Source organism: Kocuria oceani, assembly GCF_029524215.1.
Classification (GTDB): Bacteria; Actinomycetota; Actinomycetes; order Actinomycetales; family Micrococcaceae; genus Kocuria; species Kocuria oceani.
This window is the reverse complement of sequence record NZ_JARAMH010000001.1, coordinates 41,351-62,047: the sequence shown is the minus strand read 5'-3', so window position 1 is coordinate 62,047 and position 20,697 is coordinate 41,351. Positions and strand designations below refer to the sequence as shown.

The following is a 20,697-nucleotide window of genomic DNA, read 5'->3' as shown; positions in this document are numbered from 1 at the left end:
ACCATGACCCACCTCGACGACCGGACGATGACGTCCTCGGGCTTCTACGTCTCGCAGGAGGCCCCGATCGCCGCCGACAACCCCATCCCGACACCCTCCGCCCCGGCGCCGGACATCCTGCGCTGCGCCTACATGGAGCTCGTGGTCACCGACCTGAAGCGCTCGCGGGACTTCTACGTGGACGTGCTCGGGCTGACCGTGACCGAGGAGGACGAGAACGCCGTCTACCTGCGGTCCCTGGAGGAGTTCATCCACCACAACCTGGTGCTGCGGCAGGGCCCGGTGGCCGCCGTCGCCGCCTTCTCCTACCGCGTGCGCACCCCGGAGGACCTGGACCGGGCGGTGGCCTTCTACGAGGAGCTGGGCTGCCGCGTGGAGCGGCGCCCGGAGGGCTTCACCAAGGGCATCGGCGAGTCGGTGCGCGTGGAGGATCCGCTGGGCTTCCCGTACGAGTTCTTCCACGACGTCGAGCACGTCGAGCGCCTGGCCTGGCGCTACGACCTCTACACCCCGGGCGCCCTGGTCCGGCTGGACCACTTCAACCAGGTCACCCCGGACGTGCCGCGCGCCACGAAGTTCATGCAGGACCTGGGCTTCCGCGTCACCGAGGACATCCAGGACGAGCAGGGCACCGTGTACGCGGCCTGGATGCGCCGCAAGCCGACCGTGCACGACACCGCCATGACCGGCGGCGACGGGCCGCGCATGCACCACGTCGCCTTCGCCACGCACGAGAAGCACAACATCCTGGCGATCTGCGACAAGCTCGGCGCGCTGCGCATGTCCGACCTGATCGAGCGCGGGCCCGGCCGCCACGGCGTCTCCAACGCGTTCTACCTGTACATCCTCGACCCGGACGGCCACCGGATCGAGATCTACACCCAGGACTACTACACGGGCGACCCGGACAACCCGGTGGTCACCTGGGACGTGCACGACAACCAGCGCCGCGACTGGTGGGGCAACCCGGTCGTGCCGTCCTGGTACACCGAGGCCTCCCTGGTGCTGGACCTGGACGGCAACCCGAAGGATGTCGTCGCCCGCACCGACGACTCCGAGATGGAGGTCACCATCGGCGCCGACGGCTTCTCCTACACCCGCCCCGGTGACGACTCGGGCAGCTACAAGGGCGAGGCCGCCAAGGGCTTCAAGATCGGCAACCAGCTCTGAGCCCCCCCGGGCCGACGGCGGCCGGTCGGCTCCTGGGTGGAGCCCGCCGGCCGTCGTCGGCCCCCGGGCGGAGCACCTGCAGAGCACAGGACAGGACAGGAGAGCACATGCTGGACCACGACACACACGTGGCGATCGCCGACGAGCTGCACCGAGCCGGGCTGGACCGCACTCCGGTGCCGCTGCTGACCCAGCGCTACCCGCAGATGGAGATCGAGGACTCCTACGCGGTGCAGCGGATCTGGGCGCAGCGCCAGGAGGAGGCCGGCCGGCGCAAGGTCGGCCACAAGATCGGCCTGACCTCCAAGGCCATGCAGGACGCCACCGGCATCGACGAGCCCGACTACGGGATCGTCTTCGACGACCAGGTGGTCGAGTCCGGCCACGTCTACGAGTGGGCGAAGTACACCCATCCGCGCATCGAGATGGAGCTGGCCTTCGTGCTCAAGGAGGACCTGTCCGGACCGGGGGTGGGCCTCTTCGACGTGCTGCGCGCCACCGAGTACGTGGTGCCGGCCCTGGAGGTGCTCGACTCCCGCATCGAGATGCAGGGCCGGACCATCACGGACACCATCTCGGACAACGCCGCCCTGGGCTCCATGGTGATCGGCGGCCGCCCGGTGGCCCCGGACGCCGTGGACCTGCGCTGGGTGGCCGGTGCGCTCTTCCGCAACGAGGAGGTCATCGAGACCGGGGTGGCCTGCGGCGTGCTGAACCACCCGGCCAACGGGGTGCACTGGCTGGCCAACCGCATCGCCGGACACGGGGATCGCCTGGAGGCCGGGGAGATCATCCTCGCCGGCTCGTTCACCCGGCCCATGTGGGTCCACGCCGGGGACACCGTCTACGCCGACTACGGAGAACTGGGGACCATCACATGCCGATTCGTCTAGCGGTCCAGCCGAGCCTCAAGGACCTGTTCACCGAGGCGGCCCGCGCCGAGCGCGGTGGGCGGCCGGCGGCCGGCATGTTCGTCAGCTCGGGAGATCCCACGGTGACCGAGATCTGCGCCTCTGCGGGCCTGGACTATCTGCTGATCGACGCCGAGCACTCGCCGCTGGGCCTGGAGACCATCCTGGCCCAGTTGCGGGCCATGGCCGGCTACGGCTCGATCCCGGTGGTCCGCCTCCCCGGTCTGGACGAGGTCCTGGTCAAGCAGTACCTGGACCTGGGCGCGCAGTCCCTGGTGGTGCCCATGGTGAACAGCGCGGCCGACGCCGAGGCCGCCGTGCGCGCCGTGCACTACCCGCCGCGCGGGGTCCGCGGGGTGGGCTCGGCGCTCGCCCGCTCGGCCCGGTGGAACAGGGTCCCCGACTACCTCTCCCGCGCCGCCGAGCTGGTCACCCTGGTGGTGCAGGTCGAGAGCGCGGCCGCGGTCGGATCCGCCGCGCAGATCGCCGCGGTGGACGGGGTGGACGGCGTCTTCGTCGGTCCCTCGGACCTCGCCGCCTCCATGGGCCTGATCGGCCAGCAGACCCACCCGGACGTGGTGGCCGCCGTCAAGGACGTCGTCGCCGCCGTGCGGCAGTCGGGGAAGTTCGTGGGGGTCAACGCCTTCGCGCGGTCCCAGGCCCAGGACTACCTCGACGCCGGGGCCGACTTCGTCAACGTGGGCGCCGACGTCGCGCTGCTGGCCCGCGGGACCGAGGCGCTCGCGGACGCCTGGTGCGCTCCTGCGGGCGAGGAGCAGGGGCCGGGTACGGCGCCGCGCGGATCCTACTGATCCGACGGGGCCGGTCGCTGCCCGAGGCGGGTGGCGACCAGCTCGGCGCTGTGCGCCAGCCGCCGGCCCAGGGCCTCGACGTCGAGCCGGCGGGTGGCGTAGACGACGGCCAGTGACGCCGGCAGGTGGCCGGGCACGCGGAGGGGAACGGCCACGGAGGAGACGCCGTCCAGCACCTCGTTGCTGCTGACGGCGAATCCGCGCTCCCGGGCCTGCTCCACCTCCGCGCGGGGGCGGACCCCGCCCGTCAGCTCGCTGAGCTCGTCCGGGTCCATGCCAGCCTGCACGGCGAGCCCGGGGGCGCCGCGGTCCAGCGGGTGGCGGGTGCCCGGGCGCTGGGTGACCGCGTGGCCGCGCGAGGGCTCCACCGTCACCAGCGTGACGCACTCCTCCTGGCCCCAGACCGCCACGAACGCGCTCATCTGCAGTTCGTTGGCCAGCGCGGTCAGCTCCGGCAGGGCAACGGTCCGGAGGTCCTGCTGCACCCCCAGCGCGAGCACCGCCAGCCCGGGGGCGCCGATCAGGCGGCCCGTGGAGTCCCGGGTCAGCAGGCCGTGGCTCTCCAGGGTGCGCAGGATCCGGTAGGCGATCGACCGGTGGACGCCGAGCTGCGCGGCCACGTCGGCGATCGTCGGTGCCTCGTCCGCCGCGACCACCAGCTCCAGCATGCGCAGCCCACGGGAGAGGGTCTGGGAGAGCGGTGCCGACGAGGCCGCCCGGCCCTGCGTGCTCCCGGTCGCCTGCGCGGCCGGTGCCCTGCTCGCCGGCACCTGGGCGGGAGGACGTCCCGAAGTGTTCACCGTGGCCCCTTTCCGTGGACGGTCTGCCGGAGTGCCATGTCGGGACCGCGGAGCCGGCCCGAGAGGCCCGGCGGGTCTCGTCCCCGGGATGACCATGCTCCCACTGCACCCGAGCGTGAGCGGGGTCGCAGGGTCTTGTGAGGGCGATCACGGACCGTATATGATCACCGGCAAGAGTTCGATAAAAGAACGACGTGTTCCATTATAGAACACACCGTGAGTCTCTTCCTCTCACCGGCCAGGAGGCCCCCCATGCTGTTCCACCACCACGGCTACGTGTCCACGGACCCCCGGATCCAGCCCGCCGCCGGTGTGGGCGTCGACCGCTCCCCCGACCTGCCGGAGGTCATGGACGTGCTGGTGGTCGGCTCCGGCCCCGCCGGCATGACCGCCACCGCCCAGCTGGCGAGCTTCCCGGACGTCATGACCTGTCTGGTCGACCGCCGCCCGCAGCGCCTCGAGATCGGCCAGGCCGACGGCATCCAGGCGCGCAGCGTCGAGACCTTCCAGGCGTTCGGCTTCGCCGAGGAGATCACCGCCGAGGCCTACGACCTCACCGAGATGAACTTCTGGAAGCCGGACCCGCAGAACCCGGAGCACATCGTCCGCACCGCCCGGACCGTCGACGACCCGGCCGGCGTCAGCGAGTTCCCGCACCTGATCGTGAACCAGGCGCGCGTGCTGGACTACTTCGCCCGCTTCGCGAAGAACGCACCGTCCCGGACCGAGCCGTACTGGGGCTGGGAGTTCGTGAGGCTGGAGGTCGGCGAGGGGGAGCATCCCGTCGCCGTGACCCTGAAGCGCACCGGCGAGAGCGCCGAGGCGGGGGTGGGCCCCGGCGAGGAGCGCGTCGTGCGCGCCAAGTACGTGCTGGGCGCCGACGGCGCCCACTCCAGGGTCCGGCGGGACATCGGCGCGCAGCACGTCGGCGCCGTGTCCTACCACGCCTGGGGCGTCATGGACGTCCTGGCCGAGACCGACTTCCCGGACATCCGCACCAAGTGCGCCATCCAGTCCAAGCACGGCTCGATCCTGCTCATCCCGCGCGAGGGCGGCTTCCTGTTCCGCATGTACGTGGACCTCGGGGAGGTGGACCAGAGCGACGCCGGCGCCGTCCGCAGGACCCCGCTGACGGAGATCATCCGCCAGGCCAACGAGATCGTCTCGCCCTACAGCATCGACGTGAAGGACGTCGCCTGGTGGAGCGTCTACGAGGTCGGCCACCGGGTGACCGACCGCTTCGACGACGTCCCCGTCGAGGAGGCCGGACAGCGCAGCCCGCGCGTGTTCATCGCCGGCGACGCGTGCCACACGCACTCCGCCAAGGCGGGCCAGGGCATGAACGTCTCCATCCAGGACGCCTTCAACCTCGGCTGGAAGCTGGGTCAGGTGCTGAGCGGGGTGGCCCCGGAGAAGCTCCTGGCCACCTACACCGCCGAGCGCCAGCAGATCGCCCAGGACCTCATCGACTTCGACCGCGAGTGGTCCTCCATGATGGCCGCCAAGCCGGAGGAGCTCGAGAGCGAGACCGCGCTGGAGGACTTCTACGTGAAGACCGCCGAGTTCCCGGCCGGCTTCATGACCGAGTACCCGGTGAGCCTGCTCCGGGGCGAGGCCGTGCACCAGGACCTGGCCACCGGCTTCCCGCTGGGCAAGCGTTTCAAGGCCCACCCGGTCAAGCGGGTCTGCGACACCAACCCGAAGTACCTGGGCCACCAGCACGTCGCCGACGGCCGCTGGCGGATCTACGCCTTCGCCGACTCCGCCGTGTCCTCCGCACCGGACTCGGCGCTGCGGGCGTGGGCGGAGCAGATGGACTCCGCCGGGTCGCCCGTGCGCCGGTTCACCCCCGAGGGCCAGGACCTGGACGCGCTGTTCGACCTCCACGTCGTCTACCAGCAGCCGCACGAGGAGGTCGAGCTGATGCAGACGCCGTCGATCTTCCGCCCGCAGGTCGGCCCGTTCCGGATCTCCAACCTCAACAAGGTGTGGGGCGTGGACCCCGGCAACGACATCTTCGAGGCCCGCGGCCTGAGCCGCGACGGCGTCGTGGTGCTCGTCCGGCCCGACCAGTACGTGGCCCACGTGCTGCCGTTGACCGCCACGGCCGAGCTGTCGGACTTCCTGTCGCGGATCTACGCCTCCTGACCGCTCGGGCGGGGACCTCTGCGTCGCCGCGGCCCGGCACGCCCACGACGCACTCCCACCGCTACGGTGCAGCAGGCACGCGTCCGGGGCATCCAGCCGGCTCACCGCCGGGTCGCCGCGGCGTGCCGGCGGGCCGGTGCGCGGCGGTCTGCCCGAGCAGGGCGGCCACCAGGGCCAGGGCGAAGCCGGCGCTCTGCACCCCGGACAGGGCCTGTCCCAACCAGACCCAACCGACGAGGGCGGCCACCACGGGGCTGAGCGCCCCCAGCATCGCCGTGCTGGTGGCCGGCAGACGGCGCCCGGCGGAGAACCACACCGCGTAGGCGATCGTGGTCCCGGGCACGGCCAGCCAGGTGTAGCCGGCGATCGCCGGGCCGTCCAGCACGAAGGGCCCGGTGTCCAGCACGGGCACCAGCGGGGCGATCACCACGGCCCCGAGCACCAGCTGCCAACCGGTCACCGCCAGCCCGCTCATCCGCGGGGCAGGCCCCATCGGCGGGTCAGCACCACCCCGGTGGCCATGGAGGCCGTGCCGGCAAGAGCGGCGGTGATCCCGAGGGCGTCCACGGTGACCGGCCCGGCGAACACCGCCAACCCCACCCCGGTCACGGCCAGGACCGCCCAGAGCAGCTGCCGGGCCGGGGTGGACTGCCGGAAGGCCAGAAGCAGCACCGCCGCGACGATCAGCGGCTGGGCCGAGCCCACCACCGCCGCCAGCCCGCCGGGAAGGCGGTAGGCGCCGAGGAACAGCAGCGGGAAGAACGCCCCGATGTTGAGCACCGCCAGCACCACCAGCCTCCCCCACCACCCGGCGGGCGGGATCTGCCGGGTCAGCAGCAGCAGGAGCACCCCGGCCGGTGCCGCCCGCAGCAGGGCCGCCGTCATCGGCCGGTCCGGCGGGAGCAGCTCGGTGGTGACCGCGTAGGTCGTGCCCCACACCACGGGGGCGATCGCCCCGAGCAGGGTGGCCCGGGCGCGGTCGGTCATCGCGTACGGCATCCCAACCCCTCAATTGCTTAGTAGTAAGTTAGTTGAAAGGTATAATGGTTCCATGACCAGCACAAGACCGCCCGAGCGCGACGACGTCGATGCGATCGTGGCTCAGTGGGCCCAGCAGCGACCGGAGCTGGACACCCGGGCGATGGAGATCTTCGGACGGATCTACCGACTGTCCGCGCTGATGGGTGAGCGGATGGAAGCCGTCTACGCCCCGTTCGGGATCAGCCGCGGGGAGTTCGACGTGCTGGCGGCCCTGCGCCGGGCCGGGGCACCGTACCGGCTGGCGCCCAAGGACCTGGCGCGGTCGTTGATGATCACCACCGGGGGCATGACCGGCCGGCTCACCCGGCTCACCGACGCGGGGCTGATCCACCGGGTGCCCCACCCCAGCGACAAGCGCTGTCTCTACGCCGAGCTCACCGACGCAGGGCTCGAGACCATCGACCAGGCCGTGGCCGCCGGGGTGGACGGCCAGGCCTTCGTGGCCGATCGCCTCGGTGACGAGCAGGCGCGTGCGCTGGCCGATCAGCTGCGGGCAGCCCTGCAGATCCTCACCACCACACCGACCGATTAGGAGCCTCCACCACAGCACCGTTCGCCGTTGACGGACCTTGCACAGAGCGGCACAGGTGCGCTCGCCGCCTCTTGCACCCTTCTTGCGACAGCCCCATGCACAGTGGCGCACTACGAGTTGCTCACGGATCCGCTGCTCCACCGCACCCTCCTTCACCCATGACTGGGCCCGTGAGCACGGTGGGCCGATTACGGCCGCTGCGGCGTGACCGGGAAACGTTGCTGGTAGACCGGGACCAAGGCGGGGTAGTAGTCGCGCTCGAAATCGATGGCGGCGACATCCTGGCCCGTCTCGGCCGCTGTGAGCCGGTCCAGGTAGTAGTCCCAGCCGGGGCCGATGCTGTGCGCCCACTCCGGTTCGGGCAGAAGCTGGCCGAAATGCAGCGTGGTGCCGCCACCGTCTTCGGTGAGCCGGATCTCCACGCGCCAATCGTGCTCCTGCCCGTCCAGGCCCTCACTGCGTGCGCGGGTGCGCAGCAGCCGCGGAGGCTCGCAGACCTCGATGTGGTGCACCTCCTCCGGCATGCCGTCCTCGGCGGTCATCCGGAAGACGACGCTGCCGGAGGACGGATTCCCGGTCCAGGTGCCGATCCAGCGGCCGAGGCGTTCGGGGTCCGTGACGGCGGCCCACACGTCGTCGATGGGGGCGTCGAAGTGGCGGGTGAGCACGATCCACTCACCGTCCTGGCGGGTCTCGGGCCAGCCGGTGGCCTGTGGTGTTGTCATCCTGCGTCCTTCCTCTCGGTGTGGGCGTGCCGGTCGCCGGCGCGGTCGCGGCGGGTGCGGCGGACCTCGAGCTCGAGTGCGTCCAGGACGTGCTCCGGGATCCGCGGCGTCCGGCCGCTGAGCTCGGCGAGCAGGACGGCGACCGGTTCCAGCGCGGACGGGACCAGGGTGTAGTGGCGTTCACGACCCTGATCGGTCCCGGCAACCAGGCCCGCCTCACCGAGCACCTTCAGGTGCCTGCTGACTGCCGGGCGGCTGATGTCGTGATCGGCCGCCAGGTCCACCACCCGGGCCGGCCCTTCGGCCAGCCGTCGCAGCAGGGCCCGTCGTACCGGGTCCCCCAGAGCCGTGAAGACGTCCACGACACTTATGGTAACCACTCGGTTACCAATATGCGAGAGGTCGCCGGCCTCGGCCGTGCATCTCGCGATCGCGGTGACCGCGTCGCCGGCGGCCGGACGGGCGGCCCCGTCGGCCGCACTGGTCGCCGAGGAGAACGACACCTTCCGCATCTCCCGCCAGCGGCCGGCGAACTCGATCGCCGTCGGCGTGGCCCCCTGCTGCTGGTCGGCGGTCGATTGGTGGCCCCCCCCAGCTGGCACCCCCCGTACCGCGCCAAGCAGAGGCCCTCCAGGAGCAGGAGCGTTCACCGCGACGACCCCGGCGACTGATGGAGAGCTTGGTCGGACATCGCACCGATGGGCCGCCTGCCGTCGAACCTGACGACGGAGCCGCGACTCCGGGGCTCACGAGGCCAGTCGCGCCCCTGTGGTGCGACCTGTTCCGGCGGGTCCGCCCTCGACGGCGGGGCGGTTGATCTCGACCCACACCTCGTCCAGAGAGAGACCGAGGACCCCGGCGATCGCGGCGATGGTCGGAAAGGCAGGAGTGGCGACGCGACCGGACTCGATCTTCCGCAAGGTCTCCGGTGAGACACCAGCATCGAGCGCCGTCTCGAGCATCGTCCGCTCCCCCCTGCCCCGACGCAGCAGGGCACCGAGGCGTTGCCCGCGTTCGACCTCAGCGGGAGTGAGCGGCAGTCTGACCATGCCCCCAATTCTATGACCGGGATAATATGACCGGGATAGTTATTGGTCGGACGAGAAGGGCGCCCCATGATCGAGATCCTGCACCCCACCGAAGTGGCCCGCGCGAGGGACACCGGCGCCCTGGTCGCCGACATCCTGGAGACCCTCAAGAGCCGCAGCACGGTCGGGACGAACCTCCTCGACATCGATCGGTGGGCGAAGACCCTGATCCGGGAAGCCGGAGCGCGGTCCTGCTATGTCGACTACGCACCGTCCTTCGGGCGCGGGCCCTTCGGCCACCACATCTGCACAGGCGTCAACGACGCGGTGCTCCACGGGCGCCCCCACGACTACTCACTGGCCGACGGGGACCTGCTGACCCTGGATCTTGCAGTCATCCACAGCGGAGTGGCCGCGGACTCGGCCATCAGCTTCCTCGTGGGCGACTCACGCCCCTCGGAGAGCCTCGCGCTGATCGAAACGACCGAACGCGCGCTGAGCGCAGGAATCGCCGCGGCCGTCCCCGGCGCCCGCATCGGCGACATCTCCTACGCCATCGGCTCCGTCCTCGGAGCGGCGGGATACCCGATCAACACCGAGTTCGGAGGCCACGGCATCGGCTCGACGATGCACCAGGACCCGCACGTGGCGAACACCGGGCGCCCCGGCCGCGGCTACATGTTGCGCCCGGGACTGCTGCTGGCACTGGAACCGTGGGTCATGGCCGACACCGCGGAGCTCATCACCGATGCCGACGGGTGGACGCTGCGCAGCGCGACAGGCTGCCGGGCAGCGCACAGTGAGCACACGATCGCCATCACCGACGACGGACCCCAGATCCTCACCGCGCCGAAGCAGCTTCAGCAGTGATGGCGTGCTCGGTGGCCCGGACGCCGCCGGGCGTCATCCCGGGGGGATGTGACCTGGATCTCGTAACTCTCTCGGAAATCCCTTGACAGGGGGCAGGGCTCCTGCGGACACTTTTCCCATGCACTCGAGTTGCGCATTACGCGTAACGTTGCATTATTCGCAGATCCCTTGTTCCCGCCCTTCTGTTTCCAAGTGAAGTCGGTCCACGGCTGATGGCCGACCGCTCCTCGCGTACCACTCGGTTCCGGGTGCGCGGACCTTCGGCAGCACCAGGGCGGCGTCGGTCCTTGTCCGCACGACACCAAAGATCACAACACCAGGAGATCCATCATGAGCTTCGTACACCGCCTTCTGACGGGCATCCGTAACGACTGGTCCGTCTCGACGACCACTTCGGCCAACGAGGGTGCTGCCACCGTCAGCTCTCATCCCTACGGCGCCTCGGGGCGGCTCGTCGCCGTCCCCTGGGGTGGCCTCCAGCTCGAGGCCACCGACTGACAGCACCGCGACGCCCTCACCACCTCGACCGCCCTCAGTCCGCCCGCACCGGGACTCGTTCTCGGGTCTGCCAGGGGACGTCGAGTCGGTTGGCGCACTGTCAGCAGGACGAACGCCGACAATGACCCTCTGGAATACCGGCGGCGCTCGAGGGGTTCTGGTCGGTGTCCACTCCCCGCTGATTCCTTGTGAAGGAGCATGCTTCCGCGCATGGCCACCGATTACGACACCCCGCGCACCCGCCCCGAGGACGAGCCGGCCAACGAGTCCCTGGAGGCGATGCGGGCCCGTACCAGTACGACGACCCAGGTCCCCTCGATCGACCTCGAGGACGCCGACACCGCCGAGGGCATCGACCTGCCCGGTGCTGACCTCTCCCACGAGGAGCTCACCGTGGCCGTGGTGCCGCAGCAGGCCGACGAGTTCACCTGCGCCTCCTGCTTCCTGGTCCACCACCGCTCCCAGCTCGCCCGCCAGCACGACGGGCTGCTGTACTGCACCGACTGCGAGAGCTGAACTTTCTCGGCTCCCGTGCGACACGACGGCGCGGGCCCCGGCACCTGAAGGTGCCGGGGCCCGCGCCGTCGTCATTGCGCCGTTTCCTGCTCAGCGGGACGGCCGCTCACAAGCTGTCAGCGGCCTTCGTCCGGGGCAGCACGGCTCGTGGGGCGAGCCCGTCACCGTAGACGACGGAGCCGGAGCGGAACAGCTGCATCGCGGCGAGCGGGCGGCGAGGGGGACGTCGAAGACGACCCGCACGATCGCCGCACCCGAGTCCCTGGTGGCCAGGCTGCTCGCGCAGGAGGAGATGGACATCGCGAAGATCAGCGGCCCGAGAATCACTCCGGCTCCCCCGTGCGAGCTGGACGGTGTTGGTTCCCGGGCGGGACCTCCCCGGAGGACGCACCTCCAGCACCTCGATGCTAACCTACGAGTTATAGGAAAACATTGAGTGATTGAAGGTTGGGATGCGGGCAGGTCTTTCTCCCGAACGGATCGTCGAGGCCGCTCTCGACCTGGCGGACACCACTGGCTTCGCCCACGTCACCGTCTCCTCGGTGGCCCGGCACGTCGGGGTGCGCTCGGCCAGCCTGTACTCGCACATCGAGGACCTGCACGACCTGAGGACGAGGATGGCGCTGCGGGCCCTGGAGGAGCTGGCCCAGCGGGCATCGGAGTCCTTGGCGGGGCGGTCCGGGTCCGACGCACTGGCCGCGCTCGGCAACGTGTACCGCGACTACGCCCACGAGCACCCCGGACGCTTCGCCGCCACCCGGTTCCCGCTGGACAGCGACACCGCCATGGTCAGCGCCGGGCCACGGCACGCGGCGCTGACCCGGGCCGTCCTGCGCGGCTATGCCGTCCCCGAGTCCGAGCAACCCCATGCGGTGCGGCTGCTCGGCAGCACCTTCCTGGGCTACGTCACGCTGGAGCTCAGCACGGGCTTCAGCCACAGCGCGCCGGACAGCCAGGCCAGCTGGAGGCGCATCCTCGAGGTCCTCGACCACACCCTGCGCCACTGGCCCGGTTCCTGAACCGCCATTGCCGGACACGACACACCACGGGAGCACCATGCCGATCCCCGACCGACACTGCACCGCACCCGTCACCGAGGAGCTCCTCCACGGCGTCCTAGAGCTGGAGCGCACGGACGACGGGGTGATCCCGCACCGCCTCCCCGCCCGGGCCAGGAACCAGGCACAGGACCCGCAACTGGCCATGGCCGAGTCCCAGCCCTCGGGAGCGCGGCTGCTCTTCGCGACCGAGGCGAACCGCGTCGAGCTCCGAGGGCGCGCCACACGCTTCCGGTACGAAGGAGCGCCGCCACGCCCTGCCGGCGTCTTCGATCTGCTCATCGACGGCCACCACGCCCGGCAGGCCGAACTCGAGGCCGCGACCGTGGTGAGCATCGACATGGCCACCGGCGACCGCCGGCTCGTGCCGGGCGAGATCGGCGGCGTCGTCTTCGACGACCTGCCCCAGGGGCCCAAGACGGTCGAGCTGTGGCTGCCGCACAACGAGACCGTGGAACTGGTCGAGATCCGCTCCGACGCCCCCGTCCGGCCGATCCGGGACCCGCGCCCGGTGTGGGTGCACCACGGCAGTTCGATCAGCCACGGTTCGAACGCGGTGCATCCCACCGGCACCTGGCCGGCGGTCGCCGCGCGGCGCGCCGGCCTCAATCTGCTCAACCTCGGCTTCGGGGGCAGCGCGCTGCTCGACCCGTTCACCGCTCGCACCATCGCCGACACCCCGGCCGAGCTGATCAGCGTCAAGGTCGGCATCAACCTGGTCAATCTCGACCTGATGCGGCTGCGGGCCTTCGGCCCCGCGGTGCACGGGTTCCTCGACACGATCCGCGACGGCCACCCGCACACCCCGCTGCTGGTGATCTCCCCCATCCTGTGCCCGATCCACGAACACACCCCAGGACCCGGCGCCTTCGACCCCGAAGCCTTGGCCAGGGGTGACGTGCGCTTCCAGGCGACCGGCGACCCCGGCGAGGTCGCCGCCGGCAAGCTCACCCTGACGGTCGTCCGCGAGCACCTGGCACGGATCGTCACGGAGCGGGCGCACAAGGATCCGCACCTGTTCTACCTCGACGGCCGCGAGCTCTACGGAGAGTCCGACGCGCGGGAACTCCCCCTGCCCGACGCCCTCCACCCCGACGCCACCACGCACCGGCGGATCGGCCGGCGCTTCGCCGACCTCGCACTCAGCCCGGGGGCGCCCCTGGGCACCGACCGGCGCCCGGACGGCCCCGGATCCTGAGATCACGAGCCGGCACCGGTTCGGCCCGTCCGTCTCCAGCGCTCGACGTCACGCAGCATCCGTGACCGTCCGCGCAGCCCGCTCCACCATCAGCGTGGAGAAACTCTGACTGGCCGGTCCTCGCCATGATGGTCCGGTTCCTGGGCGCGGGCCGAGACCAGAGCGAAGTTCATGGGGACTCCAGCCGCGCAACGACTTCCACGACGGACCGCTAGCACGACGGGCACCGAGCAGCGATGAGCGGCCCGAACCGCGTCACTCCTGCGGGCAGAGGACCGAGGGTGGTCGTCATCTCCCGGACGACTCGCCACGACGGCAGGCGCCACTCGAACGACGCACGGTCCTCGGGAACGAAGTCCAGGCGGGCGTACGGGCGACCGGCATAGCTGTTGGCAACCGTCCAGTAACTGTCGAAGAGCGCTGACAGGCTCGTTCCCAGCGCGTACACCGGCCGGCGCACTCCCCCGCTGGTGAGGAAGCCGACGACGAATCCTTCTGACCCAAGTCCCGCGATGAGCGGAGGCACTTCAAAGGCATGGACCCAGCCGGGCACGAGAAAGTCGCAGGGCACCGGCACGACATGGGCGGGCACCAGGGCCTCACCCAGCAGGTCGGTAGCGCGAGACCGGTGTGCGCCGTCGAGAATCACCGGGCACGCGTCAGAGGTGACGTGCACCGGTACACGGACCCGGTCCACGCGGATGTCGGCCACGAGCTTCTGGAGGCGTGCACTCTCGCACACCTCGTGCCACACCAGAGAGTCGACAGGGAGCATCACACTATCCACGGCACCGCCTCGGAGTATGCCCGGACCTTGACAGATCGAGCACGGCCCGGGTCCATGTGAACTGCGGAAGAACCATCAAGCGCTCATCGCTGACGGCAGACCCAGGACAGGCGCACGGTGGTGGCCGAGCACCCGACCCCGACGACGACGTCCCGGCCGTCGCCGTCGACGTCACCGGGCGGACGCGGGTACTTCTGGGCGTAGGAGAACATCGGCTGAGCCGCCGCGGTAGTCACGGCCTCGACCGCCGGAGGATCGAGGCACGGACGGCGTGATCCGTTCCTGCACCTGCCACCCCGTTGGCTGCCGGCATCCTCGCGCAGGCGCCGGTGGGCACCCGCTCGAACCAGGACTGCTTCATCTTGGATCCCCCCAGATCCTGCGAGGCGGTCACCGCGAGCATCACCAGTGAGCCGTTCGGGGAGGTCCAGTGGCTTCCGCGCTGCACACCCGACGCCACAGGCTCCCTCTCGAGCACCTGGCCATTCCGCCCCGATGACCACACCCAGCGCCTCTGTCCATCCGGCGCTGACCTGCTATGACAACCGTAAAGCCAGACCCGGCCGCTCAGTCAGCGCATCACCCAGATCCCAGATATATGACGAGGGCAAACAAGGGACCGTGCCTCGCCCTCCGGACGGATACGGCGATAGGTGACAACCCGTCACCCATCGGTGCGGCCGCCCCACCGCTCTTCCCATCGCACGGCATGCCGGGAAAGATCTGGCCATGGACCTTCCCCGCATCTTCACCATTCGTGAGAGCACGCACCGGATCCACAACCCGCTGACCGCGCAGAAGCTCGCAGCCCTGGGTGAATCACTCCATCTCGCCCCCGGGACACGGGTGCTCGACCTGGCCAGCGGCTCGGGCGAGATGCTGTGCACCTGGGCGCGCGACCTGGGTTTCACCGGCACCGGGGTGGACATCAGCACGGTCTTCACCGAGCAGGCCCAGGCCCGCGCCACCGAACTCGGCGTCGCCGACCGGGTCCTGTTCGTCCACGGCGACGCAGCCGGCCACGTCGCGGACCAGCCGGTCGACCTCGCCGCTTGTGTCGGTGCCACCTGGATCGGCAACGGCGTCGCCGGCACCGCCGAGTTGCTCGAGCGCAGCCTCCGCCCCGGAGGGCTGATGCTGATCGGCGAGCCTTACTGGCGGCGGATCCCACCGGACGAGGAGACCGCTCAGGCATGCCACGCCACCGGCATCGATGATTTCCTGCTCCTGCCGGAACTGATGGCACAGTTCCGGGATCTCGGATACGACGTCGTGGAGATGATGTTGGCCGACCCGGACAGCTGGGACCGCTACACCGCGGCCCAGTGGCTCAACCTGCGCCGTTGGCTCGACCAGAACCCGGAGGACGAGCTGGCCACCGAGGTACGGGAAGAACTCACCGCCGAGCCTGCTCGGTATGCACGCTCCACACGTGAGTATCTCGGCTGGGGAGTCTTCGCTCTGATGAAGCGTTGAGTTCTCGGGACTGCTACATGCCGAGACGACACCTCGGTCGGCTCGATGGGCCGGTCGCGTACGAGACCTTGATGAAGCCCGCCGTGACTCCCACGGCATGAGACCCCTTGTCACCTATCGGTGCGGCAGTCCCCTTCAGTGTCGGCCTCGTGTGACGACCGCTCACCAGCCATGCGTGCACCGCAGGGGGCAGGACCTTCCTCCCATCGATGGTGGCGGTGGCCCCGCATGTGCTGGGACGGGACCGTCCGACGAACAGGTCAGGTGCGGCGGTGGGCCTCGGCCGCTGAGCGGGCCAGGCGGCGGCCGACCTCGATCGGGGACCGGGGGCTGCCGCGCAGGAAGGCGGCCAGGGCTCCGCTGTAGGCCACCAGGACCTCGTCGGCCAGCTCCTGGGCACGGTCCCCGGCGAGCGGGCGGGACAGGTGCAGGAGCCGGTCGGCGAGCAGGGCGGTGTCCGCGGCCAGGACCTCGGTGATCTCGTCGGGTGCCTCCGGGAGCTCGGTGGCCGCGGCCAGGAAGGCGCACCAGCGTGACGGGTGGCGCTGGTCGCCCCGGTAGGAGACCAGGGCGTCGAACACCGCCAGCAGCCGGGCCATGTCATCGCCGGCCGCCACGATGTGCTGGTCCCAGACCGCCCGCCAGTCCGCCAGCCGGCCCCGCAGCGTTTCGGCGACCAGGGCGTCCTTGCTGCCGAAGTGCGCGTACAGGGTGGCGGCGGAGACTTCTGCCTCGCGCAGCAGCTCATCAACCGGTGTGGTGCGGATGCCGCGGTCGAACAGCACGCGGTCGGCCGCCTGGAGCAGCCGGTCGCGCGCGGGGAGTCTCCGGGCAGTCGTCACCCTCCCAGTGTAGGGACCTCCTTCCAGAACGGTCGTTTGGATGTAGCGTAAGGAGCGTTCTGAACGGCGAAATTCGGGAAGGAGGGGCGATGCGCGCTCTGGTGCCCAGCGGTCTGACGCTGACCGCGGCGATCTCCGGGACGGCCCGGGGCTCTGGTGAACCGTCGAGGCGACCTCACGGCCGGGTGGCCGGTCCGAGCAGCTCGCGGGTCCTTCCGCCCCAGCACCTCGATGAGCGGCCAGGCCGAGGGACCTGCGAGGCCGATTCCGCCGCGTCCGGCAGCGGCACCGGTGCACTCCGCACCACAAGGAGGCATGCATGACACTCTCCGCAGGCAACCGGATCGGACTGGCCGGAGCGGCGGTGGTCGGGGTCGCCTTCGGCATGGCCCGGTACGCCTACGGCCTGACGCTGCCCGGCGTCCGGGAGGACCTGGAGCTCTCCGAGCTGATGCTCGGGCTGGTCTCCAGCGCCACGTTCGCGGGCTACCTGGCCGGCCTGTTGCTCGCCGGGAGGCTCGCGGCCCGCCACGGCTCGCGCGCTCCGACGACCGTGGGCGGGGCCTGCGGTGCCGCCGGGGCGGTGATCGTGACCTCCGCGCAGTCCCCCTGGCTGCTGGCCGTCGGCGTCGTCCTGGCCGGCAGCGCCGGTGGCTGGGTCTGGGCGCCCTACTCCGACATCGTGACCCGTGCGGTGCCCGCGCGGCAGCAACCACGAGCGCTGGCGATCATCACGACCGGCACCAGCGGTGGCCTGCTGCTGCTGGGCGGCCTGGCCGTTCCGGCCGCACTGGGCTCCTGGCGCCTGGTCTGGGCCGGCATCGCCCTGGCCGCGGTGGCCGCCGCAGTCGTGAACCTCCGCCTGGTGCCCCGCACCGGACCGGCTCCACGGTCGAACGCACAGAGCGGTGCCTCCGAGCCGGCGGCAGCGCTACGGGTCCCAGCCGTCTACTCCGTCGTCTACTTCGCGGTCGTCGTCATCTACTTCACCTACGCCGCCGACTCCCTCGACCGCGGCACCCTGCCAGCGGCAGCCGTCCCCGCCCTGTACGCGGCCATCGACCTCACCGGCATGGTCGGGGTGGCGACCGGGGCGCTCGCGCAACGCATGGGCAGTCTGCGGGTTGCCGCGCTGAGCCTCGTCACGGTCGGCGCGGCGCTGGCGCTGCTCGGCCTGGCCAGCGACTCCCTGGCCGCGACCATGGCCTCGGCGTGCATCTTCGGGGCCGGGTACATGACAGGATCGGCGGTGCTCGCGGTCTGGACCGCCGAGCTGGTGCCCGACCGTGCGGGCGCGGCGTTCACGGCCTGCCTGGTCGTGGGAGCCACCAGCTCCGTCGCCGCCCCGGCCGTCGCCGGTGCGATCATTCCCGGCCTGGGCCTGGGGGCGCTGCTCGTCCTCACCGCCGCGGTGTCGCTGCTCAGCGGGGTGGCACTGATGCTGCACGGAGCCTGGCGCGGGGCCACCACGACCCGAACCGGACCGTGAACGCTGACTGCTTCAGGCCACCGTGTGACGGGGCCAGGTCTCAGCCGCCCACGGAGGTGAGCTGCGCCGCCAGCGCAGGCAGGTCCGCAGCCTCCAGATCGGGGCGGGCGAAGTAGACCGGATACCGGGCCCCGGTCCGGTTGATCCAGGCGGTGCGCAGCCCGGCCTGGTGGGCGCCGTGGATGTCCCAGGGGTGCACCGCGATCAACAGCATCTTCTGCGGGTCCGTGCCGCGGTGGGTGACGGCGTAGTCGTAGGAGGACCGGGCCGGTTTCCACGCCGGGGCGTCCTCGACGCTGAGCAGCTCGGAGAAGTGTTCCCGGACCCCGGCACTGCTCAGCAGCGACTCGGCGACCTGGGTGGCCCCGTTGGTGAGGGTGACCAGCTCGGCGACCTGACGCAGGGCTTCCACTCCGGGCACCACGTCAGGATGCACGTTCAGGCTCTTCAGGGTGCCCATGATCCGCTCGACGGACTCACCCGGCGCGGTGACCCCGTGTGCACTCAGCAACCGGTGCAGGCTGTCCTGGGCGATCTCGGCGAAGGCCGCGTTGCCCCCGGCAGCCGTCACCGCGAAGCCGTCGCGCAGGATGCCGGCGAACCACGTGGCCGCCAGGCCCGCCGGAGCTCCTTCCTGAGCGAACGCCTCGCCGAGCGGCGCCATGTCGGAGAGGGTCTCGTTCACATCGAACACGATCAGGTCCGGGCTGGTCACCATGGTTCTGCCTCAATCCTCGTCGGTGCGGCACACCGCCCCGGGCGGGGCGATGTGCCGCCGAGCCTACGCCGAGCAGGAAAGGCCCGACGGCACTGTGGCCGGTCCCTGTTCGGAGATCAGAGGCTGGAGTGGTCGGCCACGACCTTCTCCAGCTCGTCCTTGCCCTCGGCGAGCATCCGGTCCACGCCGGCCGGGTCCTCTCGGTTGCGGGTGAGCATCTGACCCATGGACCCCCCGCGCACCACGTTGATCTCTCCGCCGATCATGCCCGCCACCGTCGCGGCCGCCACCTCTTCGGGGCTCTCGTAGTCGAAGCCGTGCTGGGCTTCGGCCTCGGAGCTTTCCATCATGGGGGTGTCCGTGGCGCCGGGGAAGACGTTGAGCACGTGCACGCCTTCTCCGTACAGCTCCCGGCGCAGGGCTTCGCCGAAGTGGGCGATCCCGGCCTTGGTCGCACCGTAGGTCGCGTAGAACGCCATCCCCAGCAGACCGAACCCGGAGGAGACGTTGACCACCAGCCCCTCGCCCGAGGCCCGCAGCGCCGGCAGGGCCGCACGGGTGAGCAGAATCGGGGCGGTGAGGTTCAGCGCGATCTGCGCCAGCACCTCGGACTCCTCGATCGCCTCCAGCCGGCCGGCGCGGACGTTGCCGGCGTTGTTGATCAGCACGTCGATCCCACCCAGCTGCTCCTGGGCCGCAGCAGCGACCCGGGCCGGGGCGCCGTCAGCGGTCAGATCGGCAGGGATCACCACCGCCTCACCACCCTTCTCACGCACCAGCGCCGCGACCTCCTCCAGGGGCTCGGAGCGCCGGCCCACCAGCGCCAGGCGTGGCGAGTACTGGGCCAGGTCCAAGGCCAGGGCGCGGCCGATACCGCTGCCGGCACCGGTGAGCAGGATCGATCGGTTGTTCAAATCCATGAGGGTTACCTCCGGTCAGATGTGGGACAGGGAAAGAACGGTCTTCAGGTGCAGATCCGGCAGGAATGGGTGGCCGTACCGGAGAGGCCGACGCGGGCTGCGCCGCACGGCGGTGGCGGCATGCCACCGTGGAACCGGCGAGCCGGCACGACTCAGTCGGCGAGGTGCTCCGCCATCGCCTCGGCGACCGCGGCGGGGGAGTCCTCGGTGGGGATGTGCTTGCCGTCCACCTCCACCAGGTCCGAGCCCGGGATCTCCTCGACGTAGCGGCGGGCGTAGCCGACCTTCTGGAAGTCGTCGTCGCGGCCCCACACCAGACGGGTGGGCAGAGCCGCCTCCTGCAGGGCCGGCACCAGGTCCATCGTGTACCGCGGGTCCGCTGCCGCGGCCAGCGCCGTCCAGGACCGGACCCGGGCCGCATCCCGCCACGGCGTCAGATAGTCGGCCAGCTCCTCCTCCCCCAGCTCCCGCGCCACACTGCCACGGGTGGAAGCGGCCCGAGCGGTGAGCAGGTCCTCCACAGTGGTGGCCGACCGCACCTGCGGGTCCCGGAAGCGCTCGACCGCCGGCACCGGCCAGGAGTCGAACATCACCGAGTTCATCAGCACCAGCCGCCGCACCCGCCCGCTGGTCGCGGCCACGTGCTGGGCGATCCCGCCGCCGATGTCGTGGCCGGCCAGGTCGAACTCCTCCAGCCCCAGGGCGTCCGCCGCGGCCAGCACCGTGTCGGCCAGGGCCGGGACAGTGGCGTGCTCGACGTCGAGCTCTCCGCCGCTGGCACCGAAGCCGGGCAGGTCCAGGGCCAGGCACCGGGCGGCCTCGCCCAGGGCCGGCAGCACCGGCTGCCACACCCGGCTCCAGAAGGTGCCGTGGAGCAGCAGCAGGGGCCGGGCCGACGGGTCCCCGGCGGCCAGGTAGGACAGCTGGGCGCCGTCCACCTCGACGTGTTCGCGGGATACGAGATGGGTCATGTGGTGATCTCCTGTTCCAGTGCGCAGATCGTGAATCCGACGGTGTCGGGATCACCGATCCTCACGTGGGGAATCAATCAGCTTGCTTTGCACCCTACGGGCATCCTGCGCACGAGAAAACCCGGCCAGCCCCTGCGGCACGCAGAATTGTCGGTGCACCTCCCGCCGCCCGCGCGCCTGCTGCCAG

Annotated in this window: 24 protein-coding genes; 12 read left to right on the top strand and 12 right to left on the bottom strand. The window is 70.8% G+C overall.

The annotated features are described in order from the left end of the window. Window positions 1-3 precede the first annotated feature (3 nt). From hpaD to PU704_RS00330, 3 genes are all read left to right on the top strand, one after another. Entirely contained in the window at window positions 4-1,170 is a 1,167-nt protein-coding gene (gene hpaD / locus PU704_RS00340) for a 3,4-dihydroxyphenylacetate 2,3-dioxygenase (protein WP_075872918.1), read from the top strand. A 107-nt stretch (window positions 1,171-1,277) separates the two neighbouring features. Then, entirely contained in the window at window positions 1,278-2,063 is a 786-nt protein-coding gene (locus PU704_RS00335) for a fumarylacetoacetate hydrolase family protein (RefSeq protein WP_075872917.1), read from the top strand. Beyond that, complete coding sequence (locus tag PU704_RS00330; protein WP_075872916.1) at window positions 2,048-2,893, top strand: HpcH/HpaI aldolase family protein; 846 nt, start codon at window positions 2,048-2,050, stop codon at window positions 2,891-2,893. The genes PU704_RS00335 and PU704_RS00330 overlap by 16 nt, the downstream gene beginning before the upstream one ends. On the opposite strand, the gene PU704_RS00325 is transcribed toward PU704_RS00330, so the two are convergent. Beyond that, a complete protein-coding gene (locus PU704_RS00325) occupies window positions 2,887-3,663 on the bottom strand; it encodes an IclR family transcriptional regulator (protein ID WP_047802580.1) in 777 nt (258 codons plus the stop codon). The two genes, PU704_RS00330 and PU704_RS00325, sit on opposite strands and share 7 nt — an antisense overlap. Before the next feature lie 282 nt (window positions 3,664-3,945). Here PU704_RS00325 and PU704_RS00320 point away from each other — a divergent pair, with 282 nt between their 5' ends. Continuing rightward, window positions 3,946-5,841, top strand: coding sequence for an FAD-dependent monooxygenase (locus tag PU704_RS00320; RefSeq protein WP_047802579.1), 1,896 nt, complete (start codon window positions 3,946-3,948; stop codon window positions 5,839-5,841). Between the two features lie 61 nt (window positions 5,842-5,902). On the opposite strand, the gene PU704_RS00315 is transcribed toward PU704_RS00320, so the two are convergent. Beyond that, window positions 5,903-6,301, bottom strand: coding sequence for an EamA family transporter (locus tag PU704_RS00315; RefSeq protein WP_277549657.1), 399 nt, complete (start codon window positions 6,299-6,301; stop codon window positions 5,903-5,905). An 11-nt stretch (window positions 6,302-6,312) separates the two neighbouring features. Further along, the gene (locus tag PU704_RS00310) at window positions 6,313-6,840 is read right to left on the bottom strand and encodes a DMT family transporter (protein ID WP_277549656.1); all 528 of its coding nucleotides are present in this window, start codon (window positions 6,838-6,840) and stop codon (window positions 6,313-6,315) included. 52 nt (window positions 6,841-6,892) lie between these two features. On the opposite strand from PU704_RS00310, the gene PU704_RS00305 reads away from it, so the two are divergent. Next, complete coding sequence (locus PU704_RS00305) at window positions 6,893-7,414, top strand: MarR family winged helix-turn-helix transcriptional regulator (RefSeq protein ID WP_047802578.1); 522 nt, start codon at window positions 6,893-6,895, stop codon at window positions 7,412-7,414. A 188-nt stretch (window positions 7,415-7,602) separates the two neighbouring features. Here the strand turns inward: PU704_RS00305 and PU704_RS00300 are convergent, their stop codons facing one another. The 3 genes from PU704_RS00300 to PU704_RS00290 form a co-directional block, all read right to left on the bottom strand. Continuing rightward, on the bottom strand, window positions 7,603-8,139 hold the full coding sequence (locus PU704_RS00300; RefSeq protein WP_277549655.1) for an SRPBCC family protein: 537 nt from the start codon (window positions 8,137-8,139) through the stop codon (window positions 7,603-7,605). After that, on the bottom strand, window positions 8,136-8,741 hold the full coding sequence (locus PU704_RS00295; protein WP_277549654.1) for an ArsR/SmtB family transcription factor: 606 nt from the start codon (window positions 8,739-8,741) through the stop codon (window positions 8,136-8,138). The genes PU704_RS00300 and PU704_RS00295 overlap by 4 nt, the downstream gene beginning before the upstream one ends. A 144-nt stretch (window positions 8,742-8,885) precedes the next feature. Next, entirely contained in the window at window positions 8,886-9,188 is a 303-nt protein-coding gene (locus PU704_RS00290; RefSeq protein WP_277549653.1) for a helix-turn-helix domain-containing protein, read from the bottom strand. Between the two features lie 66 nt (window positions 9,189-9,254). Here PU704_RS00290 and map point away from each other — a divergent pair, with 66 nt between their 5' ends. The 5 genes from map (at window position 9,255) to PU704_RS00265 (ending at window position 13,307) form a co-directional block, all read left to right on the top strand. After that, window positions 9,255-10,037 carry a type I methionyl aminopeptidase gene (gene map / locus PU704_RS00285; protein WP_047802573.1) on the top strand — a complete coding sequence of 261 codons (783 nt, stop codon included), beginning with the start codon at window positions 9,255-9,257 and terminating at the stop codon, window positions 10,035-10,037. A gap of 330 nt (window positions 10,038-10,367) precedes the next feature. Further along, complete coding sequence (locus PU704_RS00280; protein ID WP_158041307.1) at window positions 10,368-10,535, top strand: hypothetical protein; 168 nt, start codon at window positions 10,368-10,370, stop codon at window positions 10,533-10,535. 210 nt (window positions 10,536-10,745) lie between these two features. Beyond that, complete coding sequence (locus PU704_RS00275; RefSeq protein ID WP_277549651.1) at window positions 10,746-11,051, top strand: DUF4193 domain-containing protein; 306 nt, start codon at window positions 10,746-10,748, stop codon at window positions 11,049-11,051. Window positions 11,052-11,503: 452 nt separating this feature from the next. Then, window positions 11,504-12,070 (top strand): TetR/AcrR family transcriptional regulator, encoded by a 567-nt coding sequence (locus PU704_RS00270; RefSeq protein WP_277549650.1) that lies wholly within the window; start codon window positions 11,504-11,506, stop codon window positions 12,068-12,070. 37 nt (window positions 12,071-12,107) lie between these two features. Beyond that, window positions 12,108-13,307, top strand: coding sequence for an SGNH/GDSL hydrolase family protein (locus tag PU704_RS00265; RefSeq protein ID WP_277549649.1), 1,200 nt, complete (start codon window positions 12,108-12,110; stop codon window positions 13,305-13,307). Between the two features lie 211 nt (window positions 13,308-13,518). Here PU704_RS00265 and PU704_RS00260 read toward each other — a convergent pair whose 3' ends face one another. Both PU704_RS00260 and PU704_RS00255 read right to left on the bottom strand, forming a co-directional pair. Continuing rightward, complete coding sequence (locus PU704_RS00260) at window positions 13,519-14,082, bottom strand: ParB N-terminal domain-containing protein (RefSeq protein ID WP_277549648.1); 564 nt, start codon at window positions 14,080-14,082, stop codon at window positions 13,519-13,521. 95 nt (window positions 14,083-14,177) lie between these two features. Next, a complete protein-coding gene (locus PU704_RS00255) occupies window positions 14,178-14,330 on the bottom strand; it encodes a hypothetical protein (RefSeq protein WP_158041283.1) in 153 nt (50 codons plus the stop codon). A gap of 493 nt (window positions 14,331-14,823) precedes the next feature. Here PU704_RS00255 and PU704_RS00250 point away from each other — a divergent pair, with 493 nt between their 5' ends. Beyond that, a complete protein-coding gene (locus PU704_RS00250; protein ID WP_277549647.1) occupies window positions 14,824-15,570 on the top strand; it encodes an SAM-dependent methyltransferase in 747 nt (248 codons plus the stop codon). Window positions 15,571-15,830: 260 nt separating this feature from the next. On the opposite strand, the gene PU704_RS00245 is transcribed toward PU704_RS00250, so the two are convergent. Then, complete coding sequence (locus PU704_RS00245) at window positions 15,831-16,412, bottom strand: TetR/AcrR family transcriptional regulator (protein ID WP_075872705.1); 582 nt, start codon at window positions 16,410-16,412, stop codon at window positions 15,831-15,833. 319 nt (window positions 16,413-16,731) lie between these two features. On the opposite strand from PU704_RS00245, the gene PU704_RS00240 reads away from it, so the two are divergent. Next, window positions 16,732-17,901: an MFS transporter gene (locus tag PU704_RS00240; RefSeq protein WP_277549646.1), complete on the top strand. Its 1,170-nt coding sequence runs from the start codon at window positions 16,732-16,734 to the stop codon at window positions 17,899-17,901. Window positions 17,902-17,941: 40 nt separating this feature from the next. On the opposite strand, the gene PU704_RS00235 is transcribed toward PU704_RS00240, so the two are convergent. From PU704_RS00235 to PU704_RS00225, 3 genes are all read right to left on the bottom strand, one after another. Next, window positions 17,942-18,619: a haloacid dehalogenase type II gene (locus PU704_RS00235; RefSeq protein ID WP_277549645.1), complete on the bottom strand. Its 678-nt coding sequence runs from the start codon at window positions 18,617-18,619 to the stop codon at window positions 17,942-17,944. A 116-nt stretch (window positions 18,620-18,735) separates the two neighbouring features. Then, window positions 18,736-19,539: an SDR family NAD(P)-dependent oxidoreductase gene (locus PU704_RS00230; RefSeq protein ID WP_047801707.1), complete on the bottom strand. Its 804-nt coding sequence runs from the start codon at window positions 19,537-19,539 to the stop codon at window positions 18,736-18,738. A gap of 152 nt (window positions 19,540-19,691) precedes the next feature. Next, the gene (locus PU704_RS00225; protein WP_277549644.1) at window positions 19,692-20,510 is read right to left on the bottom strand and encodes an alpha/beta fold hydrolase; all 819 of its coding nucleotides are present in this window, start codon (window positions 20,508-20,510) and stop codon (window positions 19,692-19,694) included. Window positions 20,511-20,697 lie beyond the last annotated feature (187 nt).